This is a genomic window from Sulfitobacter geojensis, from assembly GCF_000622325.1.
Classification (GTDB): domain Bacteria; phylum Pseudomonadota; class Alphaproteobacteria; order Rhodobacterales; family Rhodobacteraceae; genus Sulfitobacter; species Sulfitobacter geojensis.
In genome coordinates, this window is record NZ_JASE01000005.1 from 841,719 (window position 1) to 863,517 (window position 21,799).

The window sequence follows — 21,799 nt, forward strand, 5'->3', positions numbered from 1 at the left end:
CCCATGGGCGCGTATATTCTTCGACGGCTTTTGCTGATCATTCCGACGTTGGTCGGGATCATGCTGATAAACTTTGCACTGGTGCAATTTGTGCCCGGTGGCCCGGTTGAACAGGCGATTGCGCGCATTCAGGGGGGGGGCGATGTGTTCGGCGGGTTTGCCGGGGCTGGTAATGATGCCGGCAATGCAGAGCTGGAAACCAACGACAGCTATGTCGGTGCCCGTGGCTTGCCTCCGGAATTTATCGAAGAACTGGAGAAAGAATTCGGGTTCGACAAGCCGCCGGTCGAACGGTTTTTGAACATGATGTGGAACTACGTCCGTTTCGATTTCGGAGAGAGCTATTTCCGGTCGATTTCAGTCATTGATCTAATCAAGGAAAAACTGCCGGTGTCGATCACATTGGGGCTTTGGTCCACTTTGATTGCCTATCTGGTGTCGATCCCGTTGGGCATCCGCAAGGCGGTGCGCGATGGATCACGCTTTGACACATGGACCTCGGGCGCGATCATCGCAGCCTATGCGATCCCAGGTTTCCTGTTTGCGATCCTTCTGCTGGTGATGTTCGCAGGCGGATCATATTGGCAAATCTTCCCGCTGCGCGGCCTGACCTCTGACAATTTCGACCAGCTTAGCCCGCTGGGCAAGGTTGCGGACTATTTCTGGCACATCACCCTGCCGGTGTTGGCCTCGACCATCAGTGCCTTTGCGACGCTGACCTTGCTGACGAAAAACAGTTTTCTGGACGAGATCAAAAAGCACTATGTCATGACCGCCCGCGCCAAGGGCCTGTCGGAACGCGCGGTGCTTTATGGCCACGTCTTTCGCAACGCCATGTTGATCGTGATCGCCGGTTTTCCGGCGGTGTTCATCGGTGTGTTCTTTGGCGGCTCGTTGATCATCGAAACGATTTTCAGCCTTGATGGATTGGGTCGTTTGGGGTTCGAAGCTGCGGTGGCCCGCGATTATCCCATCGTCTTTGGCACCCTGTTTATTTTCGGCCTGATCGGGCTGGTTGTCGGTATCCTGTCGGACCTGATGTATGTGCTGGTTGATCCGCGGATCGATTTCGAGCGGAGGGAAGGTTGATGGCCCTGTCACCGCTTAATCAACGCCGTTGGCGTAATTTCACACGCAACCGCCGCGCCTATTGGAGCCTGTGGATTTTCGCGATCCTGTTCGGCATCTCGCTGTTCGCGGAATTTGTGGCCAACGACAAACCGATCCTCGTGAACTATCGTGGCGACTATTACACCCCGATTTTCAACTTTTACCCCGAAACGGCGTTCGGCGGAGATTTCCAGACCGAAGCTGTATATCGCGACCCCGAGGTGAAATGCCTGATTGCGACCGGTGGTCTGGATTTGTGCTTTGACGATCCCGATGCCTATATCGAGGACGCGCAGGACGGTGTGATCGAGGGCGAGGAGATTGCCAAAGGTTGGGCAATCTGGCCGATCATCCCTTACAGCTTTAACACCGCTGTGGACCGTCCGGGTGCCGCCCCGCTGCCGCCCAATGCGCAGAACTGGCTGGGGACAGACGGCACCAAACGCGATGTGATGGCGCGGGTCATTCACGGTTTCCGTTTGTCGATCCTGTTTACCCTGATCGTGACCGGCCTTGCGTCACTTATCGGTGTGATTGCGGGCGCTGTGCAGGGGTTCTTTGGCGGCTGGACCGATCTGATCTTCCAGCGGGTAATCGAAATCTGGTCCTCCACCCCGTCGCTTTATGTCATCATCATCATGTTCGCGATTTTGGGGCGCAGTTTCTGGCTGCTTGTCTTCCTGTTGGTGCTGTTCAGTTGGACGTCGCTTGTGGGTGTGGTGCGCGCCGAATTCCTGCGCGCGCGCAACCTTGAATATGTCCGCGCGGCGCGGGCCTTGGGGGTTAGCAACATTACAATCATGTTCCGCCACATGCTGCCCAATGCGATGGTGGCAATGCTGACCATGCTGCCATTCATCATTACGGGCACGATCAGCACATTGGCGATCCTAGATTTCTTGGGCTTTGGTTTGCCATCCTCGGCGCCGTCCTTGGGCGAGCTGACCTTGCAGGCGAAACAAAACCTGCAAGCGCCATGGCTGGCTTTCACGGCCTTCTTTACCTTTGCGATCATGCTGTCGCTTCTGGTGTTCATCTTTGAGGGCATCCGCGATGCCTTTGATCCACGAAAGACGTTTTCCTGATGCCTCTGCTTGAAGTCAAAGACCTGCGCGTCGGGTTCCGTCAGGATGGCAAACTGTCCGAAGCGGTCAAAGGCGTCAGCTTTCACGTGGAGCGGGGCGAAACCGTGGCGCTGGTGGGTGAATCCGGTTCTGGCAAGTCTGTTTCCGCCTTGTCCACCGTGTCCCTGTTGGGGGACAGTGCCGAAGTGTCGGGCAGCGTGACCTACGACGGACAACAGATGATTGGCGCGGATGAGGCCTTGCTGCGCAAGGTGCGTGGCAATGACATCAGCTTCATTTTCCAAGAGCCGATGACCTCGCTGAACCCGTTGCACACCATTGAAAAGCAACTGGGCGAAAGCCTTGCCCTGCATCAGGGACTTGCCGGTGCAGCGGCCCGCACCCGTATTCTGGAACTGCTGGAACAGGTCGGGATCAACGATGCCGAAAGCCGTCTGGGTGCCTATCCGCACCAACTGTCCGGCGGGCAACGCCAGCGTGTCATGATCGCGATGGCGCTGGCCAACAAGCCGGACGTATTGATCGCGGATGAACCGACAACGGCGCTTGATGTTACGATTCAGGCGCAAATTCTGGATCTGTTGAAGGATCTTAAGGACCGGATGGGCATGGGCTTGCTGTTCATCACCCACGATCTGGGCATCGTGCGCCGCATCGCGGACCGTGTCTGTGTGATGCAGCACGGCGAAATCGTGGAGCAGGGGCCAACGCGCGAAATCTTTGACAATCCGCAACACCCCTACACGATCAAGCTGCTGGGTGCCGAACCCACAGGGCAACCCGATCCGGTGGCCGAGGATGCGGCGGAAATCGTCAGCACCGAACATCTCAAGGTCTGGTTCCCGATCACCCAAGGGTTGCTGCGCCGGACGGTGGGGCATGTAAAGGCGGTCAATGACGCAACCTTGTCCGTACGGGCCGGTGAAACCCTTGGAATTGTGGGGGAAAGCGGCTCTGGCAAGACCACGATGGCGCTCGCTATCATGCGGCTGATTGCCTCCGAGGGGGGCATTACCTTTATGGATCAGGACGTGCGGCGGTGGTCTACCCGCGAGCTGCGCAAGCTGCGTTCGGACATGCAGATCGTGTTTCAGGATCCTTTCGGATCGCTGTCACCGCGCATGACCTGTTTCCAGATCATCGCCGAAGGGCTGGGCATTCACCACGTGGATCAAAGCCGCGACCAACGCGCGTTGGTACACGAGGTGATGGTCGAGGTTGGCCTGGACCCAGCCACGATGGACCGCTATCCGCATGAATTCTCCGGCGGCCAACGCCAGCGCATTGCGATTGCCCGCGCGATGGTGCTTCGCCCGAAACTGCTGGTGCTGGACGAACCTACCTCGGCGCTGGACATGACCGTACAGGTGCAGATCGTCGAATTGCTGCGCAATCTACAGGTGAAATACGGGCTGGCCTATTTGTTCATCAGTCACGACCTGAAAGTGGTGCGGGCGATGTCGCATAAAGTCATGGTCATGAAACGTGGCGATGTGGTGGAATACGGGCTGGCTGCGGACCTGTATGAACGGCCGCAGTCCGAATATACCCGCAGCTTGCTGCAGGCCGCGACCTGAGCAGCAGCCAAGTTGATCCAGATCATTTTGTCGCAGTCGTAGTTTGCGCAATACTGATCGGATGAACACCAGACCCCATGGCGCGCCACAGCTGCGCAACCCGACCTTCGCCGACCTGCGTCACAGTCTTTTGGCGGGGCTACGCGACTTTCTGGCTGCGCCTGTGCCGGATCTGTTTTTCGCCAGTTTCTTTGTCATCGCGGGCCTTGTGATGGCTGCGATTACCTATGTCACGGGCACAACCTTTTGGCTGATCCTCGCGGTGATGGGGTTTCCCCTGCTGGGTGCCTTGGCGGCCTTGGGCTTTTACGAGGTCAGCCGCCGGCGCGCGGCGCAAGAACCGTTGGGCCTTTCGCAAGTTGCGTCGGTGGTGTGGTTCCATCGGGGCGAACAATTGCCGTGGCTGGCAGCGATAATCATCGTGGCATTCCTGTTCTGGTTCTTTCTGGGGCACATGATTTTTGCCCTGTTTTTGGGGCTTTCGCCGATGACTAACGTGTCGACGTCGCTGGATATCTTCCTGACACGCGAAGGGTTGATGATGTTGGGGTTCGGCACGCTTGTGGGGGCCGGTTTCGCCCTTTTCGTTTTTTCGATCTCTGTCATGGGCATGCCAATGTTGCTGGACCGTGATGTTGATTTCATTTCCGCGCTGTTGCGCTCCATCGCTGCGGTGCGGGCGGCGCCGTTTGTCTACCTGTGTTGGGGGGCTGTGGTGGCGGTACTGACCTTGCTTGCGATGGTGCCGATGTTTCTGGGATTGTTCGTGGTCATGCCCGTTTTGGGGCATGCCACATGGCATCTTTATCGCAGCTTGTCCGAAACCGGCTAGGCGCTGATCAGCCCCGCCACCATCGCGCCAAGGGCAACGACATGGATCAGCATGATGGCTTTGTCATTCCACATCAGCCCTACCGTGAACCACCCCACCAGACCCACCAGAAACAGGTAGATATTCAACGGCGTCATGCCGAAAGCGGTGGCGGTATAGCCCATGATTTGAATGATCGACGCCGCCCATTTCAGTACCAGCACTGCCTTGTCGCGGCTTAACGAAAACTTGCGCCACAGGGGGACAGCAAGCGGTGTGTGTTCAATTGATCGTTGCATTAGACATCTCCAAAGATTCAAAAATTGCGGCCTGCACTTGCGCTATGTCTTTCAGGGGCACGACGCTCACAACTTGGCGGGATCAATGCAGATCGTCTTGCGACGGGAAAACCAGCGGCGGCGTTTTGCCGGGGCGGCAGACGCCGCTTCGCGCAACCGAACACAGCCCGAACGTGTCGCAGTAAGCATGGACTGGGCATAGATATTTAACATGTTCTTTCCTTTCCAAGTTGACTTGATGTCATCAAATATGTGGGAATGTGCGAAAGAAGCGAGTCATTGAAATTCTAGATATGTAAGCTGAGATTAGATATGAACTGGCGTAATCTTCCGCCGCTATCGTCCCTGCGTGCGTTCGGCGCATTTGCCGAGACCCGCAACGTGGTCGCCGCAGGCGATGCCTTGGGCGTCAGCCATGCCGCAATTAGCCAGCAGTTGCGCGCGTTGGAAAGCCATCTGGATGTGGCCCTGCTGGATCGCTCGGGGCGCAGTTTGGCCCTGACCCTTGCGGGCGAACGATTGGCGGGTGCGTTGCACATCGGTTTTGGCGCAATGATCGAAGCGGCTGAGGAAATCACCGGCCAGCAGGAAACCCGGCCGTTGCATATTTCGGCAACGCCAACATTTGCGGCCTCGTGGCTGATGCCGCGCTTGCCGTCTTTTCGCGAGGCCAATCCGGAAATCGATTTGATGATTGACCCTTCGCCGCTGGTCGTCAGTTTGGCGAACAGCGGCATTGATGTAGCGATCCGTTATGGCGCGGGGGTATGGCCGGGTGTCGAGGCTGAAATGCTGTTGCAGTCCCCGATGGTCGTTGTCGCGGCACCGTCACTGGTCGGGGATCAGCCGTTCGAGGATTTGAACGCAATCGCGGATTTCCCATGGCTTGAGGAATTCAGCACCTCGGAGGCGACCAATTGGTTCAAGCGTTTCGGCGTGCCGAAGGCCAAGCTTGGCATGGTGCAGGTGCCGGGCAACCTGATGCTGGACGGGGCGCGGGACGGGCAGGGGGTTGTCGTCACAGTGCGCGAATTTGTAGCGCGCGACATTGCTGCGGGTCGGCTGCGCGAGCTGCACGTAGAGGCCCAATCAAGTGACGGATATCACATCGTCACCCGTCCGGGCGTGCAGCGCAAATGGGTGAAGGCGTTTACAACGTGGCTGCGCCGGGAGGCAGCGCTTGCCGCGGCGCTTAGCCCGGAGGCCCGATCATAAAGCAACTGACCTTACGGGCAGCCAATCTGCGGCAGGCCAGATCAGCGGTTTCACGGGTCATGCCAAGGAAATTCGCGTCAAACCCTTGTGGCCTGCGCACAACTTTGCGCAGCGACCCATCCAGCGTCGACATTTCTGCAAGCGCGGTCTTCAACAGCACCTTTTCGGCAGCATACCGGCTGGGGAAACGTCCGACGTTCACCCCCCAATGGCGGCCGCCCGAAGTTGACACGCGGGTGACGATTTCCTGCTCTACCACGCGCTTTTCGCGTTTTGCGGCGGGTTTTGACGCCGTGGTAGGGCGCAGCGCGGGTCGTAACACCGCACCGGTGGCCGCCGCGAGGGTCACGTTAGGCGCAGGTGCTGCCTGCGTTGGCGCGGGTGTTTTGACGGCTTCTTTCAGTGCAGCAGTGATGTCTGCATTCGAAACAAGGGGGTCCTGAACAGCAGCCACCAGAACAGGGGCCGCAGTGCCGGGGCGCAATTGCGGGCGCTTGGATTTCTTGACAGCACCCACCAGGCGAATGGTTTTACCAGCGCCACCCGCGACGGAACCGGGGTTTGTGCTTGGCACGTTCGGGGCGGTTTCAACATCGGCGTAGACCGGCTTTTGCGGTTTGCGCAGCGGCGCGCGGGACGGGGCGCGGCGGAACCCGAGGTCCATCAACTTGGTAACCTGCGCATTGCGCGAGGCGGTGGATTTACCGCCAAAAACGGTCACGATGATCCGTTCGTTGCCCCGTTCGGCAGAGGCAGTCAGGTTAAAACCGGCAGCGCGGGTATAGCCGGTTTTGATCCCGTCAGCACCTTTGTAGGAATTCAGGAAACGGCGGTTGGTGTGGCTGACCTTGCGCACACCGGCATCGGCCGTCACGCGAGAGAACAGGTTGTAATATTCTGGGAAGTCATAGAGCAAATGCCGCCCCATGATGGACATGTCGTGGGCGGTCGACAAATGGCCCGCTTCGGTTAGGCCATGCATGTTCTTGAAGGTTGTCCGGTTCATGCCCAACGCCTTGGCGGTGCGATTCATACGGCGGGCAAAGCGGGCTTCTGAGCCGCCGATGGCCTCGCCAATGGCCGTGGCTGCATCATTGGCTGATTTTACGGCAGCGGCGCGGATCAGATAGCGCAGCGCAATGCGCTGGCCGGCGCGCAACCCCAATTTGCTGGGCGGCTCGGCGGCAGCTTTCTTGGAAATCGTGACCTTGCTGTCGAGGGAGATTTCACCGCGCTTGATCGCTTCAAAAGCGATATAGAGCGTCATCATCTTGGTGAGCGAGGCGGGATGCAGGCGCGTGTCGGAGTTCTGGGAATGGATCACCTTGCCGGTGCGTGCGTCCATCACATAGGCCGCATAGGGTGCCGCCATCGCGCTGAGCGGGACGATCACAATCAACCAAAAAGCCGTGATGAAATACAACCCCAAACGGGCTGACGAAACGCGTCGCGCTCTCATGATTACTGCCTTGTTCTGCCTCAAGACCGCCGATTATTCGACTGGCCATATTTTTATGAGACAAAGCTAGCACAGGTCGCATTCTCGATAAACCCTATGAATTAAGGGAATTTCTGTGATGTGCCGTCAACATTTGGGGGGATTTGCAATGCGCCCTACCATGGGCGGTATTGTGGCGGGAATGTGGCAGGACTTGGGCGCAATTGCCCAGATTCCTTTTGAACATCGCAGGATCACTTTTTATGTAATGCCATGGATAAAGTCTACTAATTTACCCAAGCCGTCGATCTGACCAAAACGCGATATATCGCGCGGTGGTTTGGCGTGTTCGACTTCCCATGTCAGGGCGTGGGGCACGAACACACCCCAGCCGCCCGCCGCGATCATCGGTGTTACGTCGGATGCCATGGAATTGCCTGCCATCAACCCTTGGTCGGCGCCTGTGCCGTGCCGGTGAAAGATGTCGTGATACGCGGCAGGCGTCTTGTCCGATACGATTTCGACGGCGTCGAAAAAGCCGCGCAAACCCGACTGTGCCAGTTTGCGTTCCTGATCCAGCAGGTCGCCCTTGGTAATCAGCAGCAATTTGAAATCATGTTTAAGCGCATTCAGCGTCGTCTCAACATCGGGCAATAATTCGACAGGATGGGACAGCATATCCCGCCCCGCATCCAGCAGTTCGCGAATAACGCAAGCAGGCACTTTGCCGTCGGTGACTTCGATTGCGGTTTCGATCATCGACAGGGTGAACCCTTTGATTCCAAACCCGTAATGCGGCAGGTTGCGGCGCTCTGCTGCCAGCAGCCGTGTCATCAGGTGATCCTTGTCGGTATGATCCTGCAGCAGCCCTGCGAAATGCTCCTGCGTCAGGGCAAAGAAGCGTTCGTTGTGCCAAAGTGTATCGTCGGCATCCAACCCGATTGTGCTAAGTGTGACGCTCATTTGTTGCATACCTCTTTCATAAATCGGTTATCGGGTTATATAACGGCTCTCGCGACTCACAATCGTTCACTCAAACCCGCCGGAGCAGAAATGCGCCTTGATGATTTCATGATGGCAGACCGTTCGGACGACGAAAACGATACCGGACTGCTGACCAAAACCAAACCCAAGACAGCACGGCCTCCTTTGTACAAGGTGATGTTGTTGAACGACGATTTCACGCCAATGGAATTTGTCGTTCTCGTGCTGGAACGTTTTTTCGGCCTGAACCACGCGCAGGCCTTCGAGATTATGCTGACCGTGCATAAAAAGGGGCTGGCGGTTGTCGGCGTCTTTAGCCACGAAATTGCAGAGACTAAAGTGGCACAGGTGATGGATTTCGCCCGCCGCCACCAGCACCCGCTGCAATGCACTATGGAAAAAGAAGAATAGTGCGCGGTAACGCAGCGGTGAAACAAAAATAGTGCGCGGTTGCGCGACAGTAGAAAAGAGTGGTGCGCGGTAACGCGCAACAGAAAAAGAAGAACAGTGCGCAGCGACGCGCCACGGGAAAAGAAGAATAACACGTGATTGACGCTCGGTTGCAACTGGCGCTGAACGGCGGTGGACTTGATCTGCCCGCCGAAGGGCGTATCGCGGTGTTTCGGGCACCGATTGACGCGGATTTGCGCGGTCTGGACATCGAACGCTGCGATATCATCCATGATTTCAAGCCGTTTCACGACAGTTGGGAAGCCCGTGGATATACGGTAAGTCATGCACCGGCCGGCCCCTACGCCGCTGCGATTGTCTGTCTGCCCCGCGCCAAGGCGGAAGCGCGCACGCTGATCGCGCAAGCCTGTGCGGTGACGGATGGCATCATTGTGATTGATGGGCAAAAGACGGACGGCGCGGATTCCTTTTTAAAGCAGATGCGCGCCCGTGTGACGGTGAATGGTCCAATCTCCAAAGCGCACGGCAAGCTGTTCTGGATTTCCGAACCGGCTGCGGATTTCTTTGCCGACTGGGCGGAAGGGCCATCGCAGACTGCGGGCGGTTTCTGGACCGGTCCGGGGGTGTTTTCTGCGGATGACGTGGATTTGGCATCGGCCTTGTTGGTCGATGCCCTGCCGGAAAAACTGAGCGGGACGGTTGTCGATCTGGGGGCCGGTTGGGGATTTCTGTCGGCGCATGTTTTGACGCGCCCTGCCGTGACCCATGTGCATCTGGTCGAAGCCGGACATCTGGCGCTGGAATGTGCGCGCCGCAATGTCACCGATGAACGCGCCGAATTCCATTGGGCGGATGCAACAGACTGGCAGCCCCCAAATCGGGTGGATGCGGTTGTGATGAACCCGCCCTTCCATCAAGGACGCGCAGCGGAACCGCAGATCGGGCAGGCATTTGTAAGTGCGGCGGCACGCATATTGTCGCCGAGTGGCGGGCTCTGGATGGTTGCGAATCGTCATTTGCCCTATGAGGCGGAGCTGAAGACGCGCTTTGTCCAGGTCACCGAAATCGGGGGTGATGCGCGCTTTAAGCTGTTTCATGCCGCGCGACCCATCAGGGTGCGGCGCAGGGGATAAGGGGGCACGTCGATGTCTTTCGCGGTCAAAGGTAAAACGGTGATTGTGACGGGGGCGGCCAATGGCATTGGCCTCGCCGTGGCGCGTCACATGGCGGACAAGGGCGCGAATGTGATGTGCGCCGACGCCCACGAGAAAAAGCTGGTCGAGGAATTCGGCACAGCACCCGAAGACGGCAATATCCGCACGTTTGCTGGTGATTTGCGCCAGCGGCTGACGATTGCCAATCTGGTGTCAGCGACGATTGATGCCTTTGATCAGGTCGATGTTCTGGTCAATGCGTCGCGTCAGATCCTGCCGACGGATGCCTTGGATGTCGAAGACACATCAGTGCAAAGCCTGCTGGATCAGAATCTGATGACCGCGCTGCATCTGTCGCAATATGTCGCCAAACGCATGATGAAACAGGCCGAAGCGCAAACCGAAGGGCAGGTCGGTTCCATCATCAACTTCAGTTCGATTGCCGCACAGCAGATTCAGCCCGAACTGATGGGGTATTCGATTGCTGCCGGTGCGGTGCAACAGATGACACGCTCCATGGCGCTGACATTGGCCCCCCACCGCATTCGCGTGAACGCGATTTCATTCGGATCGGTGATGAGCGGGTCGCTGCGCGCATCTGTGGCGGAGAACCGGGAATGGCGGGAAGATATCCGCAGTCACACGCCCTTGGGCCGGATCGCCGCCCCGAACGAGCTGTGCGATACTGTGCAATACCTTGCCGCTGACAGCTCCAGCTTCATGACCGGAGAGGTTCTGGTGGTGGATGGCGGGCGCAGTCTGCTGGACGTGGTCAAGGCTCCCGCGCATTAAATCCATCGCATCAAGTGCGGCGCGCCACCAGCTTGACTGCGATCAAGAACGCAATCGCGAAGGCCACAAATCCGCCAAGCATGTCGCTGACGTGATGACCGCCATGTGACAGAATCGCCGGCAGCATGCCGAGGTTCAAGATCAACATCGGCCAGAACGCCCACGTGCCCCAGACGAATCCGACTGAGAGGCACAGCATGACCGTGTGATAAGACGGAAAGGCGATGGTGCCCATGATCACTTCCGGTGAAATAAGCGGAACACCCGTGGTGGCCAGATGCATCAGGCGGTTGCCTTCGGCTTGACCATGGACCAGTCCGAGCGCGGTTTCGACGTCCGGCGAAAGCGCGACATAGGCCGAAGGGCCGATACTGGGCCAGACCCACCAAAACGCCACTGCCAGCAAGAGCGATAGGGTCCCTGTGATCAACAGGCGATGCAGATCGACCAGCCGTCCAAGAAAGCTGAGAATAAAGATCACCACAAACAACTGCGCCAGCGAGGTGCCATAGATCGCACCAATGGCTTTGCCCAAAGCGGGATAGGCGGCCATGGCGCTGGTGAAGCCGTCCCAGCTGTAACCGAACAGGGCCGCATCAAATGCCATCAACCGGGTGTCGATCATGGGGGTGTCGAATGGGAAACGCAGATAGATCAGAATGGCAATAACGCCGGAAAAACCGATGTAGATGCCGGTGCCGATGGCCGCCATCGCCGCGCGGGGCATGTCGCGCCGGACCCGCACAAAGCAACCCAGCATGACCAACCCCAGACTTGGCGCGAAACTGATCAGGAAAGCATTCCATGCCACCGCTTGCCCCGCGATCTGGGCAAGGATGAATGCGAGCAAACCGATGCCAAGGGTCAATACGATCAACATCTGCTCTGCCGGTTTGAGCGCGCGCGCAAAGCCATTTCGTGTGACGGGCAATTGATGTGCCGAAATATCAGGAAATTCCGCGGAGATATCTGTGGGCATGGCCGGTCCTCTGGCTGTGTGTTCAGGCGCTGATCCGCGCGTTAAACCGCAGTTTTCGGGCCAGATTGGGGCAGGGAAACGGCATTAGGATGCGCCTGACATCCAAATTTGTCACCAGAAAGCAGGGCTGCCGTTACAAACATCGAGGTTTTGGGCTTGACCGCGCCTTGGGGCTGGCTTAATCGACGCGGCGACGGCGTTATAGCTCAGTTGGTTAGAGCGAACGACTCATAATCGTTAGGTCCCTGGTTCAAATCCAGGTAACGCCACCATTTATCCCGTAGATACCCCCATCGAACCGTCAACCGCCCCTTGGGGTGACTGTTTGGCATAACCGGCTATGCCTTGTTCTGAACGGGGCGAAATTCCTTCGGATTTCTGGGATAAAGACGCTTGATGGTTACATATTTTTGCCGCCTTTATAAACTTCCGATGCGCGGCTGATCTACTTGGCGTTGATTGACGGCGGGGGGCAACTGTTGTCTGGTTGCTTTGGAATAACGAATCTGATCACCCGATCACACGGGTGGCACACCGAAAAATGGGAGAAGACTATGATTTTACGCAGAACATTGATGGGGATTGCCGGCGCGGCAGTCGCTGCGACCCTGATGACCACGACTGCTATGGCGCAAGAAGTAACGTTGCGCATGCACCAGTTCCTGCCACCGCAGGCCAATGTGCCTAAGCTTGTGCTGGATGTCTGGGCGGACAAGGTTGAAGCCGCCAGCGAAGGTCGGATCAAGATCGAGCGTTACCCTTCCATGCAACTTGGCGGTAAGCCACCAGAGCTGATGGATCAGGCAATCGACGGCGTGGCAGATATCGTCTGGACAGTTGTCGGCTATACGCCGGGTCGCTATCCAAGCACCGAAGTTTTCGAGCTGCCGTTCATCATGACCAATGCGCGTGCCGCATCCTCTGCTTATTGGCAGATGTTTGAAAAGCACATGAAAGACGATGAATTCAAAGACGTGCACATTCTGGGCACATGGGTTCACGGCCCCGGCATGATTCATGTTAACAAAGAGGTGAAAACACCCTCCGATATGGAGGGGCTGAAAATCCGTGGGGGGTCGCGTCTGGCGAACCAGCTGCTGGAAAAAGTCGGCTCAACACCTGTCGGCATGCCCGTTCCTGCGGTGCCTGAAGGTCTGTCCAAAGGCGTGATCGACGGCACAACCATTCCATGGGAAGTAACGGCCGCGTTGAAAGTGCCAGAGCTGGTGTCGAACCATACAGAGTTCGAAGGCAACGCGCTTTATGTGCTGACCTTTGTTCTGGCGATGAACAAGGCGCGCTACGAAGGTCTGCCGGCTGATCTGCAAAAGGTGATCGACGACAATTCCGGTCTGGAATTCTCGATCTTTGCTGGTGGTACCCAGTCCGACAGCGACGGCCCTGCACGTCAACTTGCCGTGGATCGTGGCAACAACATCGTAACCGTCAGCGGTGACGACGTTCAGGCATGGCGCGACGCGGCGCAGCCGATCTATGACGAATGGGTCGCGGATATGAACAGCAAAGGCATCGACGGTCAGGCGCTGATCGACGAAGCAAAAGCCTTGATGGAAGCTTACGACAAGTAAGCGTTAATCCTGCCTATCGACCTGCGGCGGCTTCGGGCTGGCGCAGGTCTTTCTATGATAAGTGAGTACCCCATGCACCGCGCTGTCCAGTCTCTTGCCCGTCTGACCGCTTTGGCCGGAGGGATTGTTCTGATTGTGCTGATTGTATTGACCACGCTGTCAATCCTGGGTCGGTCTTTGAACAAGTTCTTTCACAACGATTTTTTCGACACGTCGCTCACTGGCTTTTCCCAGTGGATGCTGAACACAGGCATCGGCGAAATCAACGGCAGCTACGAAGTGCTGGAGGCGGGGGTCGCATTTGCTATTTTCTCTTTCTTGCCAGTCTGCCAGTTCTACGGGGCCCATGCGACGGTTGATGTGTTTACCTCCATGCTGTCGGGCAGGGTGAACCGTTGGATCGCGGCCTTTTGGGAGGTGGTGCTGAGCGCCACAATCATTTTGATCGTTTGGCGTTTGTACGAGGGCATGTTGCGCTATCTGGGCAATGGCGAAACCACGTTGTTTTTGCAGTTTCCGGTCTGGTGGGCTTATGCGGCAAGCACCGCTGCGGGGCTCGTTGCCTGTGTCGTCGGGGTCTATTGCGCGTTTGTGCGACTGGCCGAGGCGCTGGGCGATCGCAACATCCTGCCTTCCGAACATGGGGAGCACTGAGATGAGCAACCTCGAACTGGGCTTTTATTCCTTTCCTGTCCTGCTGATCATGGTGTTTTTGCGCGCGCCTATCGGCCTTGCCATGTTGCTTTGCGGTTTTGGCGGCTGGTATTTCGCCATGGGCGGCAACCCCACGCCATTGCTGGCAAAAATGAAATCGGAAACCTACACGACCTTCTCAAGCTATTCTCTGAGCATCATTCCGATGTTCCTGTTGATGGGGCAATTCGCGACCCTGTCAGGCATGTCCCAAGCGCTGTTCAAAGCGGCCGAGGGTTTTTTGGGCCACCGGCGTGGCGGGGTTGCGATGGCGGCGGTGGGGGCCTGTGCAGGCTTTGGCGCGATTTGCGGATCGTCATTGGCCACGGCGGCGACCATGTCCAAGGTCGCCCTGCCCGAACTGAAACGCTACGGCTATTCGGGCGGTTTTTCAACGGCGACACTGGCCGCCGGCGGGACGCTTGGCATCTTGATACCGCCCTCGGTGATCCTTGTGATCTATGCCATCCTGACCGAACAAAACATCGCCAAGCTGTTCCTCGCGGCATTTGTGCCCGGTATTCTGGCGGCACTTGGATATATTCTGACGATCTCGCTCTATGTGCGTTTGCATCCTGATGCGGCGGGCACCCGTGCGCCCATTCCGATGGCCGAACGGTTTCGTGCGCTGGCCGATTGCTGGCCGGTTCTGACGATCTTTATCGTCGTTGTCGGCGGCATTTATGCGGGTTGGTTCACCCCCACCGAAGGATCTGCCATCGGCGCGGCGGGCACCGGACTGGCGGCGCTTATGGCGGGCAGCCTGAACTGGAAAGTTCTGGGCGAAAGCTTGCTCGGCACCGCGCGCACCACCGGTATGATCTTTTTCATCGTGCTGGGGGCCGCGTTCTATAACGGCTTCCTTGCCTTGTCGGGCGTGCCACAGTTCATGGCCGGTTGGGTGGTAGAACAGGGGTTTTCGCCGTTGCTGGTCCTCTGCGTGATCCTTGTTTTCTATGTGATTTTTGGCTGCCTTATGGACAGCTTGTCGATGATCCTGCTGACCGTGCCGATCTTCTTTCCCGTTATCATGGCGATGGATTTTGGCATGTCGGCGGAACATGTGGCGATCTGGTTCGGCATCCTTGTCCTGATCGTGGTTGAGGTCGGGTTGATTACGCCGCCCGTGGGTATGAACCTGTTCATCATCAACTCGATGGATCGTGAAACACCGATGACCCAAACCTATCGCGCCGTGATGTACTTTGTCGGGTCCGACCTGGTGCGCGTTGTGATCCTTGTGGCCTTTCCAGCGATCACCTTGTTTCTGCTGCCGGATTAAGCCGCACTGCATTAAAATGCATTCGCGCAGCAGGGATGTTGCCTCTGCCCCGTCTAGCTGCACAATGTTGCAAAAAGGGGAGGGTCCAATGCTATCCAGTCACGCCAATGCGGCGCATCATTTTGTTGATCGCCACATGACCGAAGGGCGCGGGGCCAAGACGGCCTATATCGAGGCCGAAACCGGTCGCACATTGAGTTATGCGCAGATGGCGCAAGGCGCGGGGCAGGTGGCGGGGGCATTGTCCACCGCGGGCATCCGCCCCGAAGAACGCGCCGCGGTTCTGGTGCTGGACCAAATCGAATTCCCGCAGATCTTTTGGGGCGCGCTGAAATGTGGCGTCGTGCCGGTGCCGTTGAACACCCTGCTGGCCACTCCTGTGTATGACGTGATCCTGCGGGACAGTCGCGCCGCGATCCTTTTTGTCTCTGCCCCGCTTTGGGATGTTGTTGCCCCCGCAGTTGCCGACAACCCCTATATCCGGCAGGTGGTTTTCATCGGGGACACGCCTGAGGGGATGGCATCCTTCGACACGTTTATCAAAGGCGCGCCTGTCCTTGAAACGATGGCCGTTAGCAGGGACGAGGTCGCATTTTGGCTCTATTCCTCTGGCTCGACAGGGCAGCCCAAGGGTGTTGTGCACATCCATTCGGCCCTACAGGCCACGGCGGACACATATGGCGCGCGGGTGCTGGGCATTCGCGAAGACGATGTGGTGCTTTCCGCCGCCAAGTTTTTCTTTGCCTATGGGCTGGGTAATGAAATGACATTTCCGTTGTCGGTCGGTGCCACCAGCGTCCTGTTCACCGGCAGACCGACGCCGGTCGGCATGATCGACACGATTAATGCGCACCAACCCACGATCTTTTGCGGTGTGCCGACGCTTTTTGCCGCGATGGTCGCGCAGATGGATCAAAGCGGCGCACCGCAATCTCCGCTGCGCATCTGCATCTCTGCCGGTGAAGCCCTGCCCGAAGATGTAAGCAAGCGCTGGGAGACCCATACCGGCGTCGGGATCCTTGACGGTGTCGGTTCGACCGAGATGTTGCATATCTTTCTAAGCAACCGCGCGGATGACATCGTGCATGGCACGTCTGGCGTGGCGGTTCCGGGGTATGAGCTGCGCCTGGTGGATGAACAGGGTGAAGAGGTCGCTGCGGGCGAGGTAGGTGAATTGCTGGTCAACGGTGCCTCGGCGGCGAATTGTTATTGGAACCAGCGCGACAAAAGCCGCAGCACGTTTGAGGGGGTCTGGACCCGCACCGGCGACAAATACGAACGCCGAGAGGACGGGCGGCTGGTATATTGTGGCCGCACCGACGACATGTTCAAGGTTTCAGGCATCTGGTTGTCGCCGTTCGAGGTTGAAAGCGCCCTGGTTGATCATCCCCGCGTGCTGGAAGCGGCCGTCGTTGCGCAGCGCGATGCGGACGGATTGGAAAAACCCAAAGCGTATATCGTTGTTCAAACGGGCGAGGTGGATCAAACGTTGATGGAGGAACTGAAGGTCCATGTGAAAGAAAAAATCGGGCTGTGGAAATACCCCCGTTGGATCGAAGGCGTTGCGGAGCTGCCCAAAACCGCGACGGGTAAAATCCAGCGATTTAAACTGCGGGAGGAACAGTGATGGCGATCACATGGTCGGACGCCCCACAAGATCGGGTGCAGGTGAACGGCACGGCGCTGGAGTATGCCTGTTGGGGACCATCACCAGATCAGGCCCCGACACTGGTGTTGCTTCACGAAGGGTTGGGGTCAGTCGCGCAATGGAAAGACGTGCCGCAAGCCTTAGCCGATGCCACAGGTTTTGGCGTTTTTGCCTATTCGCGGGCGGGCTACGGTGCATCCGATCCGGTGAGCCTGCCGCGTCCGCTTGATTACATGACCCGCGAGGCCGAGGATAATTTGGGCGCAGTCATGGACGCTGCGGGGATCAAACAGGCGGTGCTGCTGGGCCATTCGGACGGGGCGACGATTGCTACGCTTTATGCCGGTTCGGTGTCTGACATGCGCGTGCGCGGGTTGATTTTGATCGCGCCGCATTTCTTTACCGAAGCCGACAGTTTGGCGGCGATCCGCGCGGCAGGCAAGGCTTACGTCGACGGGGATTTGCGGAGCAAGCTGGCGAATTATCACGCCAACGTCGATGTGGCCTTTCACGGCTGGCACGACGCGTGGACCGATCCGGCCTTTGCCAAATGGAACGTCGCAGATGCGATTGATCATCTGCGCATTCCGGTGCTGGCCATTCAGGGGCGCGACGATCCTTATGGCACATTGGCGCAGATCGATGAGATCGAAACGCGGATTTATTCACCGGTTGAAACGCTGATCCTAGACGGCTGTGGCCATGCTCCGCATCTGGAACAAGCTGATGCGACACTGGCAGAAATCAGTGAATTTTGCGCCCGTTTGTGGCGGTTGGAACAGCAAGAAGTTGCGTTTGCCTGACCGGTCAGACGCCATTCCGGTGCCGCCCTATGCCTATGTGCCCGGGCAAAACATGCGCCACCCGGAAGATTGGTTCGATGCCATTAAAGATACTGTGCTGGAAGGCATGCCCGCGGCTGATTTGCAGCATACGGCGGCATTTCGTGCAGGGCTGATCTATCTCGACGCGGGATATTACTGGGAATGCCATGAGGTGCTTGAAGCCGTCTGGTTGCAGACGCCGAAGGGCACCGCCGAGCGCGACATGGTACAAGCGCTGATCCAGTTGGCAAATGCACGCCTGAAGGTGCGGATGCGACGCCCCCGCGCCGCACAGCGGCTTTGCAACATGGTCGAGGGGCACTTGCAGGAATATGCGATTGATCAGCCGATTCTGGGTGTCTTGCCGGATAGTGTAATGGTCCATGTCGCGCAGGTGCGGTGCAATCTGGACGGTAGATAGTAGCACTATAGTGCAGCTAAATTTCTAAATCGGCCAAAGTATCCGGCTTGGTCTTAATTCTGCATGAATTATAGTACGTAATAATCCGTTTGCGATCTTTAGGAGCTTTCATGACCAAGGTTATCGATTTTCAAACCGACCCATCGAAATACCGCCACTGGAAGGTCGAATACGATGGCCCGATTGCGTGGCTTTCGATGGATGTCGATGAAAAGGGCGGGTTGTTTGACGGGTATGAGCTGAAGCTTAACAGTTACGACCTTGGTGTTGATATTGAGCTGGCCGATGTGGTGCAGCGAATGCGGTTCGAACACCCTGAAGTGAAGGTCGTGGTCATGCGCTCGGCCAAGGATAAGGTCTTTTGCGCTGGTGCGAATATTCGCATGCTGGGTGGCGCTGCTCATAGCCACAAGGTCAACTTTTGTAAGTTCACGAACGAGACGCGCAACACCTACGAAGCGGCGTTGGCAGACAGCGGACAGAACTATATCTGCGCGATCAAGGGGGCCTGTGCAGGTGGCGGATACGAACTGGCACTGGCGTGCAACCACCTGATGCTGACGGATGATTCGACGTCATCTGTCGCGCTGCCGGAAGTGCCGCTGCTTGCCGTTTTGCCCGGCACCGGGGGGCTGACCCGCGTCACGGATAAACGCAAAGTGCGCCGCGATCTGGCAGATGTATTCTGCTCCATCGAAGAGGGCGTGAAGGGCAAGCGCGCGCGGGACTGGAGATTGGTCGATGAAGTCTTCCCGAATTCTTCGTTTGACGAGAAAGTTGCGGAGCGGGCGCAGGAACTGGCGGCAAGCTCTGCCAAGGCTGATGTTGAGAAAGGCATCGAACTGACGCCTATCAGCCGCAGTTTTTCCGAGAATGGCGTGAACTACTCCACGGTAGAAGTCGCATTCCACCGTAAGGAAATGCGCGCAACCATCACGATCAAAGGGCCGGGCGCGGCTGCCCCCGCAGACATGAATGCTTTTACGGCAGAAGGTGACGCAAGCTGGATGCTGCGCTGTGCGCGAGAACTGGACGATGCGATCCTGGACCTGCGCAACAACGAAAAAGAGATGGGGCTGATCGAATTCCAGACGCAAGGTGATCCTGAATTACTGGTCGCGCATGAGGCACTGTTGCTTGCCAACAAAGACCACTGGCTGGCCAATGAAGTGCTGCAATACTGGAAGCGCCTGCTGAAACGCATTGATATGACCTCGCGCTCGCTGGTTGCGATTGTTGAGCACGGCTCATGCTTTGCCGGACCACTGGCCGAACTGCTTTGGGCGGTCGACCGCAGCTACATGATGCTTGAGGAGTTTGACGGCGATAATCGTCATCTGGCGACCGTGACGATGACCGACGGCAACTTCGGCACCTATCCCATGAGCAATGACCTCACCCGTCTGGAAACCCGTTTCCTAGGCACGCCAGAGCAGGTGGAAAAGCTGAAATCCTCCATCGGTGAGCCGCTCGAAGCCGATGCCGCTGACGAGATGGGTCTGGTCACTTACGCCTACGATGACATCGATTGGGAAGATGAGGTGCGTCTGTTCATGGAGGAACGCGCAAGCTTTAGCCCTGATGCGATGACCGGGATGGAAGCCAACCTGCGCTTTGCCGGACCAGAAACGATGGAGACCCGCATTTTTGGGCGCCTGACCGCATGGCAAAACTGGATTTTCCAGCGTCCCAACGCGGTTGGCGAAGAAGGTGCGCTGCAACGCTACGGCACAGGCGTACGCGGCAAGTACAACATGGAACGTGTATAAAACGTGGTGGCGGGGTGAACCCCGCCCTACGGCATGAGGTAGGGCGGGGTTCACCCCGCCATGACAAGGAGAACACGAATGCTTGATCTGATCAACGTAAGCTACGACACGCAAATCCCGAATAACGTGGGCTTGTCCGAAGACAAGAAGGTGTTGAAAGCGCTGGAAAAATGGCACCCCGGTTACATCAACTGGTGGAATGACCTGATCCCGCAGAACTTTCAGGAATCCATGGTCTATCTGCGCACCGCTGTCAGCGTAGATCCCAAAGGCTGGGCGAAATTCGATTATGTGAAAATGCCCGAATACCGTTGGGGTGTTCTGCTGGCCCCTGCTGTCGAAGACCGCAAAATTCCGATGGGCGAACACTTGGGCGAACCTGCGTGGCAGGAAGTGCCGGGCGAATACCGCAACATGCTCAAGCGTTTGATCGTTATTCAGGGCGACACAGAGCCAGGGTCGGTCGAGCAGCAGCGGTTCCTTGGCCTCACCGCGCCGTCACTCTACGACATGCGTAACCTGTTTCAGGTAAACGTCGAAGAAGGTCGCCACCTTTGGGCGATGGTTTATCTGCTGCAAAAATACTTTGGCCGCGATGGCCGTGAAGAAGCGAACGACCTGCTGGTCCGCTCCTCAGGCGACGAAGATGCGCCGCGCATGTTGGGTGCCTTTAATGAGGAAACGCCGGATTGGCTGTCGTTCTTCATGTTCACCTATTTCACCGACCGCGATGGAAAGATGCAGCTGGAAAGCCTGGCACAATCCGGCTTTGACCCGCTGTCGCGCACATGCCGTTTCATGCTGACCGAAGAAGCGCACCACATGTTTGTGGGCGAAACCGGTGTGGGCCGCACCATTCAGGCCACGCTTGAGGCAATGAACAAGCACGGCATCACAGACCCCTACGACATTAACAAGATCCGTGATCTTGGTGTCATCGACCTGCCGACGATCCAGAAAAAGCTGAACCTGCACTACACGCTGTCGCTTGATCTGTTCGGGCAGGAAGTATCGACCAATGCTGCCAATGCTTTCAACTACGGAATCAAGGGCCGCTATATGGAGCAGCGGATTGACGACGATCATCAGCTTAAGGATGACACCTATGCCGTCACCTCGATCAAGGATGGTAAGATCCTGACCGAAGATGTACCGGCGCTGACGGCGATTAACATGCGTCTGCGCGATGACTATGTGCGCGATGCGGCTGGTGGTGTGGGCCGCTGGAACAAGCAGATCGCCAAGTCCGGTATCGAATTCCAACTGAAACTGCCGCACGAAGGGTTCCACCGCCAGATCGGTGTGTTTTCAACCGTGGCGGTGAACCCCGATGGTGATGTGATTTCGGCGGATGAATGGCACCAGCAGCGCGACAACTGGCTGCCGACCAAAGCAGACGGCGATTACATCCAGTCGTTGATGGTACCGTGCTACGAACCGGGCAAATATGCCTCGTGGATTGCAGCGCCCAAGGTGGGCATCGACAATAAGCCGGGCGATTATGAGTATGTGAAATTGCATATGGCGTAACGATATTGCCCTATCCGTGAAAGCGGGTGGGGCCACGCTTTTCCTGCCCTTAGAGACGGAGATCAGACATGCAAGCAGAACGCACAATTGGACACGCCCCCCGCACGCAGGCTCTGGCCCGTGATCTGGAAAACCTGCAGGGCCCGTGTGTCGGTTGCCCCGGGTGTCAGGGTATCTGTCAGGCGTTG

The 21,799-nt window shown here is 57.4% G+C and carries 21 protein-coding genes and 1 tRNA gene; 17 read left to right on the top strand and 5 right to left on the bottom strand.

The window, feature by feature from the left end; translation table 11 throughout:
* The first annotated feature begins 3 nt into the window (after positions 1 to 3).
* From Z947_RS0106055 to Z947_RS0106070, 4 genes are all read left to right on the top strand, one after another.
* Positions 4 to 1,089, top strand: a complete 1,086-nt coding sequence (locus Z947_RS0106055) for a microcin C ABC transporter permease YejB (RefSeq protein WP_025043419.1) — start codon at positions 4 to 6, stop codon at positions 1,087 to 1,089.
* Positions 1,089 to 2,195 (top strand): ABC transporter permease, encoded by a 1,107-nt coding sequence (locus tag Z947_RS0106060; protein ID WP_025043420.1) that lies wholly within the window; start codon positions 1,089 to 1,091, stop codon positions 2,193 to 2,195. Before Z947_RS0106055 ends, Z947_RS0106060 begins: the two co-directional genes overlap by 1 nt.
* On the top strand, positions 2,195 to 3,772 hold the full coding sequence (locus Z947_RS0106065; protein WP_025043421.1) for an ABC transporter ATP-binding protein: 1,578 nt from the start codon (positions 2,195 to 2,197) through the stop codon (positions 3,770 to 3,772). The genes Z947_RS0106060 and Z947_RS0106065 overlap by 1 nt, the downstream gene beginning before the upstream one ends.
* A gap of 61 nt (positions 3,773 to 3,833) precedes the next feature.
* Complete coding sequence (locus Z947_RS0106070; RefSeq protein WP_025043422.1) at positions 3,834 to 4,604, top strand: DUF2189 domain-containing protein; 771 nt, start codon at positions 3,834 to 3,836, stop codon at positions 4,602 to 4,604.
* Here the strand turns inward: Z947_RS0106070 and Z947_RS0106075 are convergent.
* Both Z947_RS0106075 and Z947_RS22210 read right to left on the bottom strand, forming a co-directional pair.
* A complete protein-coding gene (locus Z947_RS0106075; RefSeq protein WP_025043423.1) occupies positions 4,601 to 4,882 on the bottom strand; it encodes a DUF6552 family protein in 282 nt (93 codons plus the stop codon). The genes Z947_RS0106070 and Z947_RS0106075 overlap by 4 nt on opposite strands.
* A 66-nt stretch (positions 4,883 to 4,948) precedes the next feature.
* A complete protein-coding gene (locus tag Z947_RS22210) occupies positions 4,949 to 5,095 on the bottom strand; it encodes a hypothetical protein (protein ID WP_169737471.1) in 147 nt (48 codons plus the stop codon).
* 99 nt (positions 5,096 to 5,194) lie between these two features.
* Between Z947_RS22210 and Z947_RS0106085 the strand changes: the two genes are divergently transcribed.
* Entirely contained in the window at positions 5,195 to 6,097 is a 903-nt protein-coding gene (locus Z947_RS0106085) for a LysR substrate-binding domain-containing protein (protein WP_025043424.1), read from the top strand.
* On the opposite strand, the gene Z947_RS0106090 is transcribed toward Z947_RS0106085, so the two are convergent.
* Both Z947_RS0106090 and Z947_RS0106095 read right to left on the bottom strand, forming a co-directional pair.
* Positions 6,075 to 7,556, bottom strand: a complete 1,482-nt coding sequence (locus tag Z947_RS0106090) for a D-alanyl-D-alanine carboxypeptidase family protein (protein ID WP_025043425.1) — start codon at positions 7,554 to 7,556, stop codon at positions 6,075 to 6,077. The two genes, Z947_RS0106085 and Z947_RS0106090, sit on opposite strands and share 23 nt — an antisense overlap.
* A gap of 240 nt (positions 7,557 to 7,796) precedes the next feature.
* Positions 7,797 to 8,498 carry an HAD family hydrolase gene (locus Z947_RS0106095; protein ID WP_025043426.1) on the bottom strand — a complete coding sequence of 234 codons (702 nt, stop codon included), beginning with the start codon at positions 8,496 to 8,498 and terminating at the stop codon, positions 7,797 to 7,799.
* Positions 8,499 to 8,588: 90 nt separating this feature from the next.
* Between Z947_RS0106095 and clpS the strand changes: the two genes are divergently transcribed.
* From clpS to Z947_RS0106110, 3 genes are all read left to right on the top strand, one after another.
* The gene (clpS, locus tag Z947_RS0106100) at positions 8,589 to 8,930 is read left to right on the top strand and encodes an ATP-dependent Clp protease adapter ClpS (RefSeq protein ID WP_025043427.1); all 342 of its coding nucleotides are present in this window, start codon (positions 8,589 to 8,591) and stop codon (positions 8,928 to 8,930) included.
* A 134-nt stretch (positions 8,931 to 9,064) separates the two neighbouring features.
* The gene (locus tag Z947_RS0106105) at positions 9,065 to 10,063 is read left to right on the top strand and encodes a class I SAM-dependent methyltransferase (RefSeq protein ID WP_025043428.1); all 999 of its coding nucleotides are present in this window, start codon (positions 9,065 to 9,067) and stop codon (positions 10,061 to 10,063) included.
* A 12-nt stretch (positions 10,064 to 10,075) separates the two neighbouring features.
* Positions 10,076 to 10,876: an SDR family NAD(P)-dependent oxidoreductase gene (locus Z947_RS0106110; protein ID WP_025043429.1), complete on the top strand. Its 801-nt coding sequence runs from the start codon at positions 10,076 to 10,078 to the stop codon at positions 10,874 to 10,876.
* A 10-nt stretch (positions 10,877 to 10,886) separates the two neighbouring features.
* On the opposite strand, the gene Z947_RS20815 is transcribed toward Z947_RS0106110, so the two are convergent.
* Complete coding sequence (locus Z947_RS20815) at positions 10,887 to 11,855, bottom strand: phosphatase PAP2 family protein (RefSeq protein WP_025043430.1); 969 nt, start codon at positions 11,853 to 11,855, stop codon at positions 10,887 to 10,889.
* 195 nt (positions 11,856 to 12,050) lie between these two features.
* On the opposite strand from Z947_RS20815, the gene Z947_RS0106120 reads away from it, so the two are divergent.
* From Z947_RS0106120 to boxB, 9 genes are all read left to right on the top strand, one after another.
* A tRNA-Met gene (locus Z947_RS0106120) sits at positions 12,051 to 12,127 on the top strand.
* A gap of 282 nt (positions 12,128 to 12,409) precedes the next feature.
* Positions 12,410 to 13,444: a TRAP transporter substrate-binding protein gene (locus Z947_RS0106125; RefSeq protein WP_025043431.1), complete on the top strand. Its 1,035-nt coding sequence runs from the start codon at positions 12,410 to 12,412 to the stop codon at positions 13,442 to 13,444.
* Positions 13,445 to 13,516: 72 nt separating this feature from the next.
* Complete coding sequence (locus tag Z947_RS0106130) at positions 13,517 to 14,098, top strand: TRAP transporter small permease (protein ID WP_025043432.1); 582 nt, start codon at positions 13,517 to 13,519, stop codon at positions 14,096 to 14,098.
* A gap of 1 nt (position 14,099) precedes the next feature.
* Complete coding sequence (locus tag Z947_RS0106135) at positions 14,100 to 15,419, top strand: TRAP transporter large permease (RefSeq protein WP_025043433.1); 1,320 nt, start codon at positions 14,100 to 14,102, stop codon at positions 15,417 to 15,419.
* Positions 15,420 to 15,507: 88 nt separating this feature from the next.
* A complete protein-coding gene (locus Z947_RS0106140; RefSeq protein ID WP_025043434.1) occupies positions 15,508 to 17,046 on the top strand; it encodes a benzoate-CoA ligase family protein in 1,539 nt (512 codons plus the stop codon).
* Positions 17,046 to 17,870: an alpha/beta fold hydrolase gene (locus tag Z947_RS0106145; protein ID WP_037938737.1), complete on the top strand. Its 825-nt coding sequence runs from the start codon at positions 17,046 to 17,048 to the stop codon at positions 17,868 to 17,870. The genes Z947_RS0106140 and Z947_RS0106145 overlap by 1 nt, the downstream gene beginning before the upstream one ends.
* Positions 17,863 to 18,312 carry a DUF309 domain-containing protein gene (locus Z947_RS0106150; protein WP_037938740.1) on the top strand — a complete coding sequence of 150 codons (450 nt, stop codon included), beginning with the start codon at positions 17,863 to 17,865 and terminating at the stop codon, positions 18,310 to 18,312. Before Z947_RS0106145 ends, Z947_RS0106150 begins: the two co-directional genes overlap by 8 nt.
* A gap of 110 nt (positions 18,313 to 18,422) precedes the next feature.
* On the top strand, positions 18,423 to 20,081 hold the full coding sequence (gene boxC / locus Z947_RS0106155) for a 2,3-epoxybenzoyl-CoA dihydrolase (protein WP_025043437.1): 1,659 nt from the start codon (positions 18,423 to 18,425) through the stop codon (positions 20,079 to 20,081).
* A gap of 78 nt (positions 20,082 to 20,159) precedes the next feature.
* On the top strand, positions 20,160 to 21,611 hold the full coding sequence (gene boxB / locus Z947_RS0106160; RefSeq protein ID WP_025043438.1) for a benzoyl-CoA 2,3-epoxidase subunit BoxB: 1,452 nt from the start codon (positions 20,160 to 20,162) through the stop codon (positions 21,609 to 21,611).
* The last annotated feature ends 188 nt before the right edge of the window (positions 21,612 to 21,799 follow it).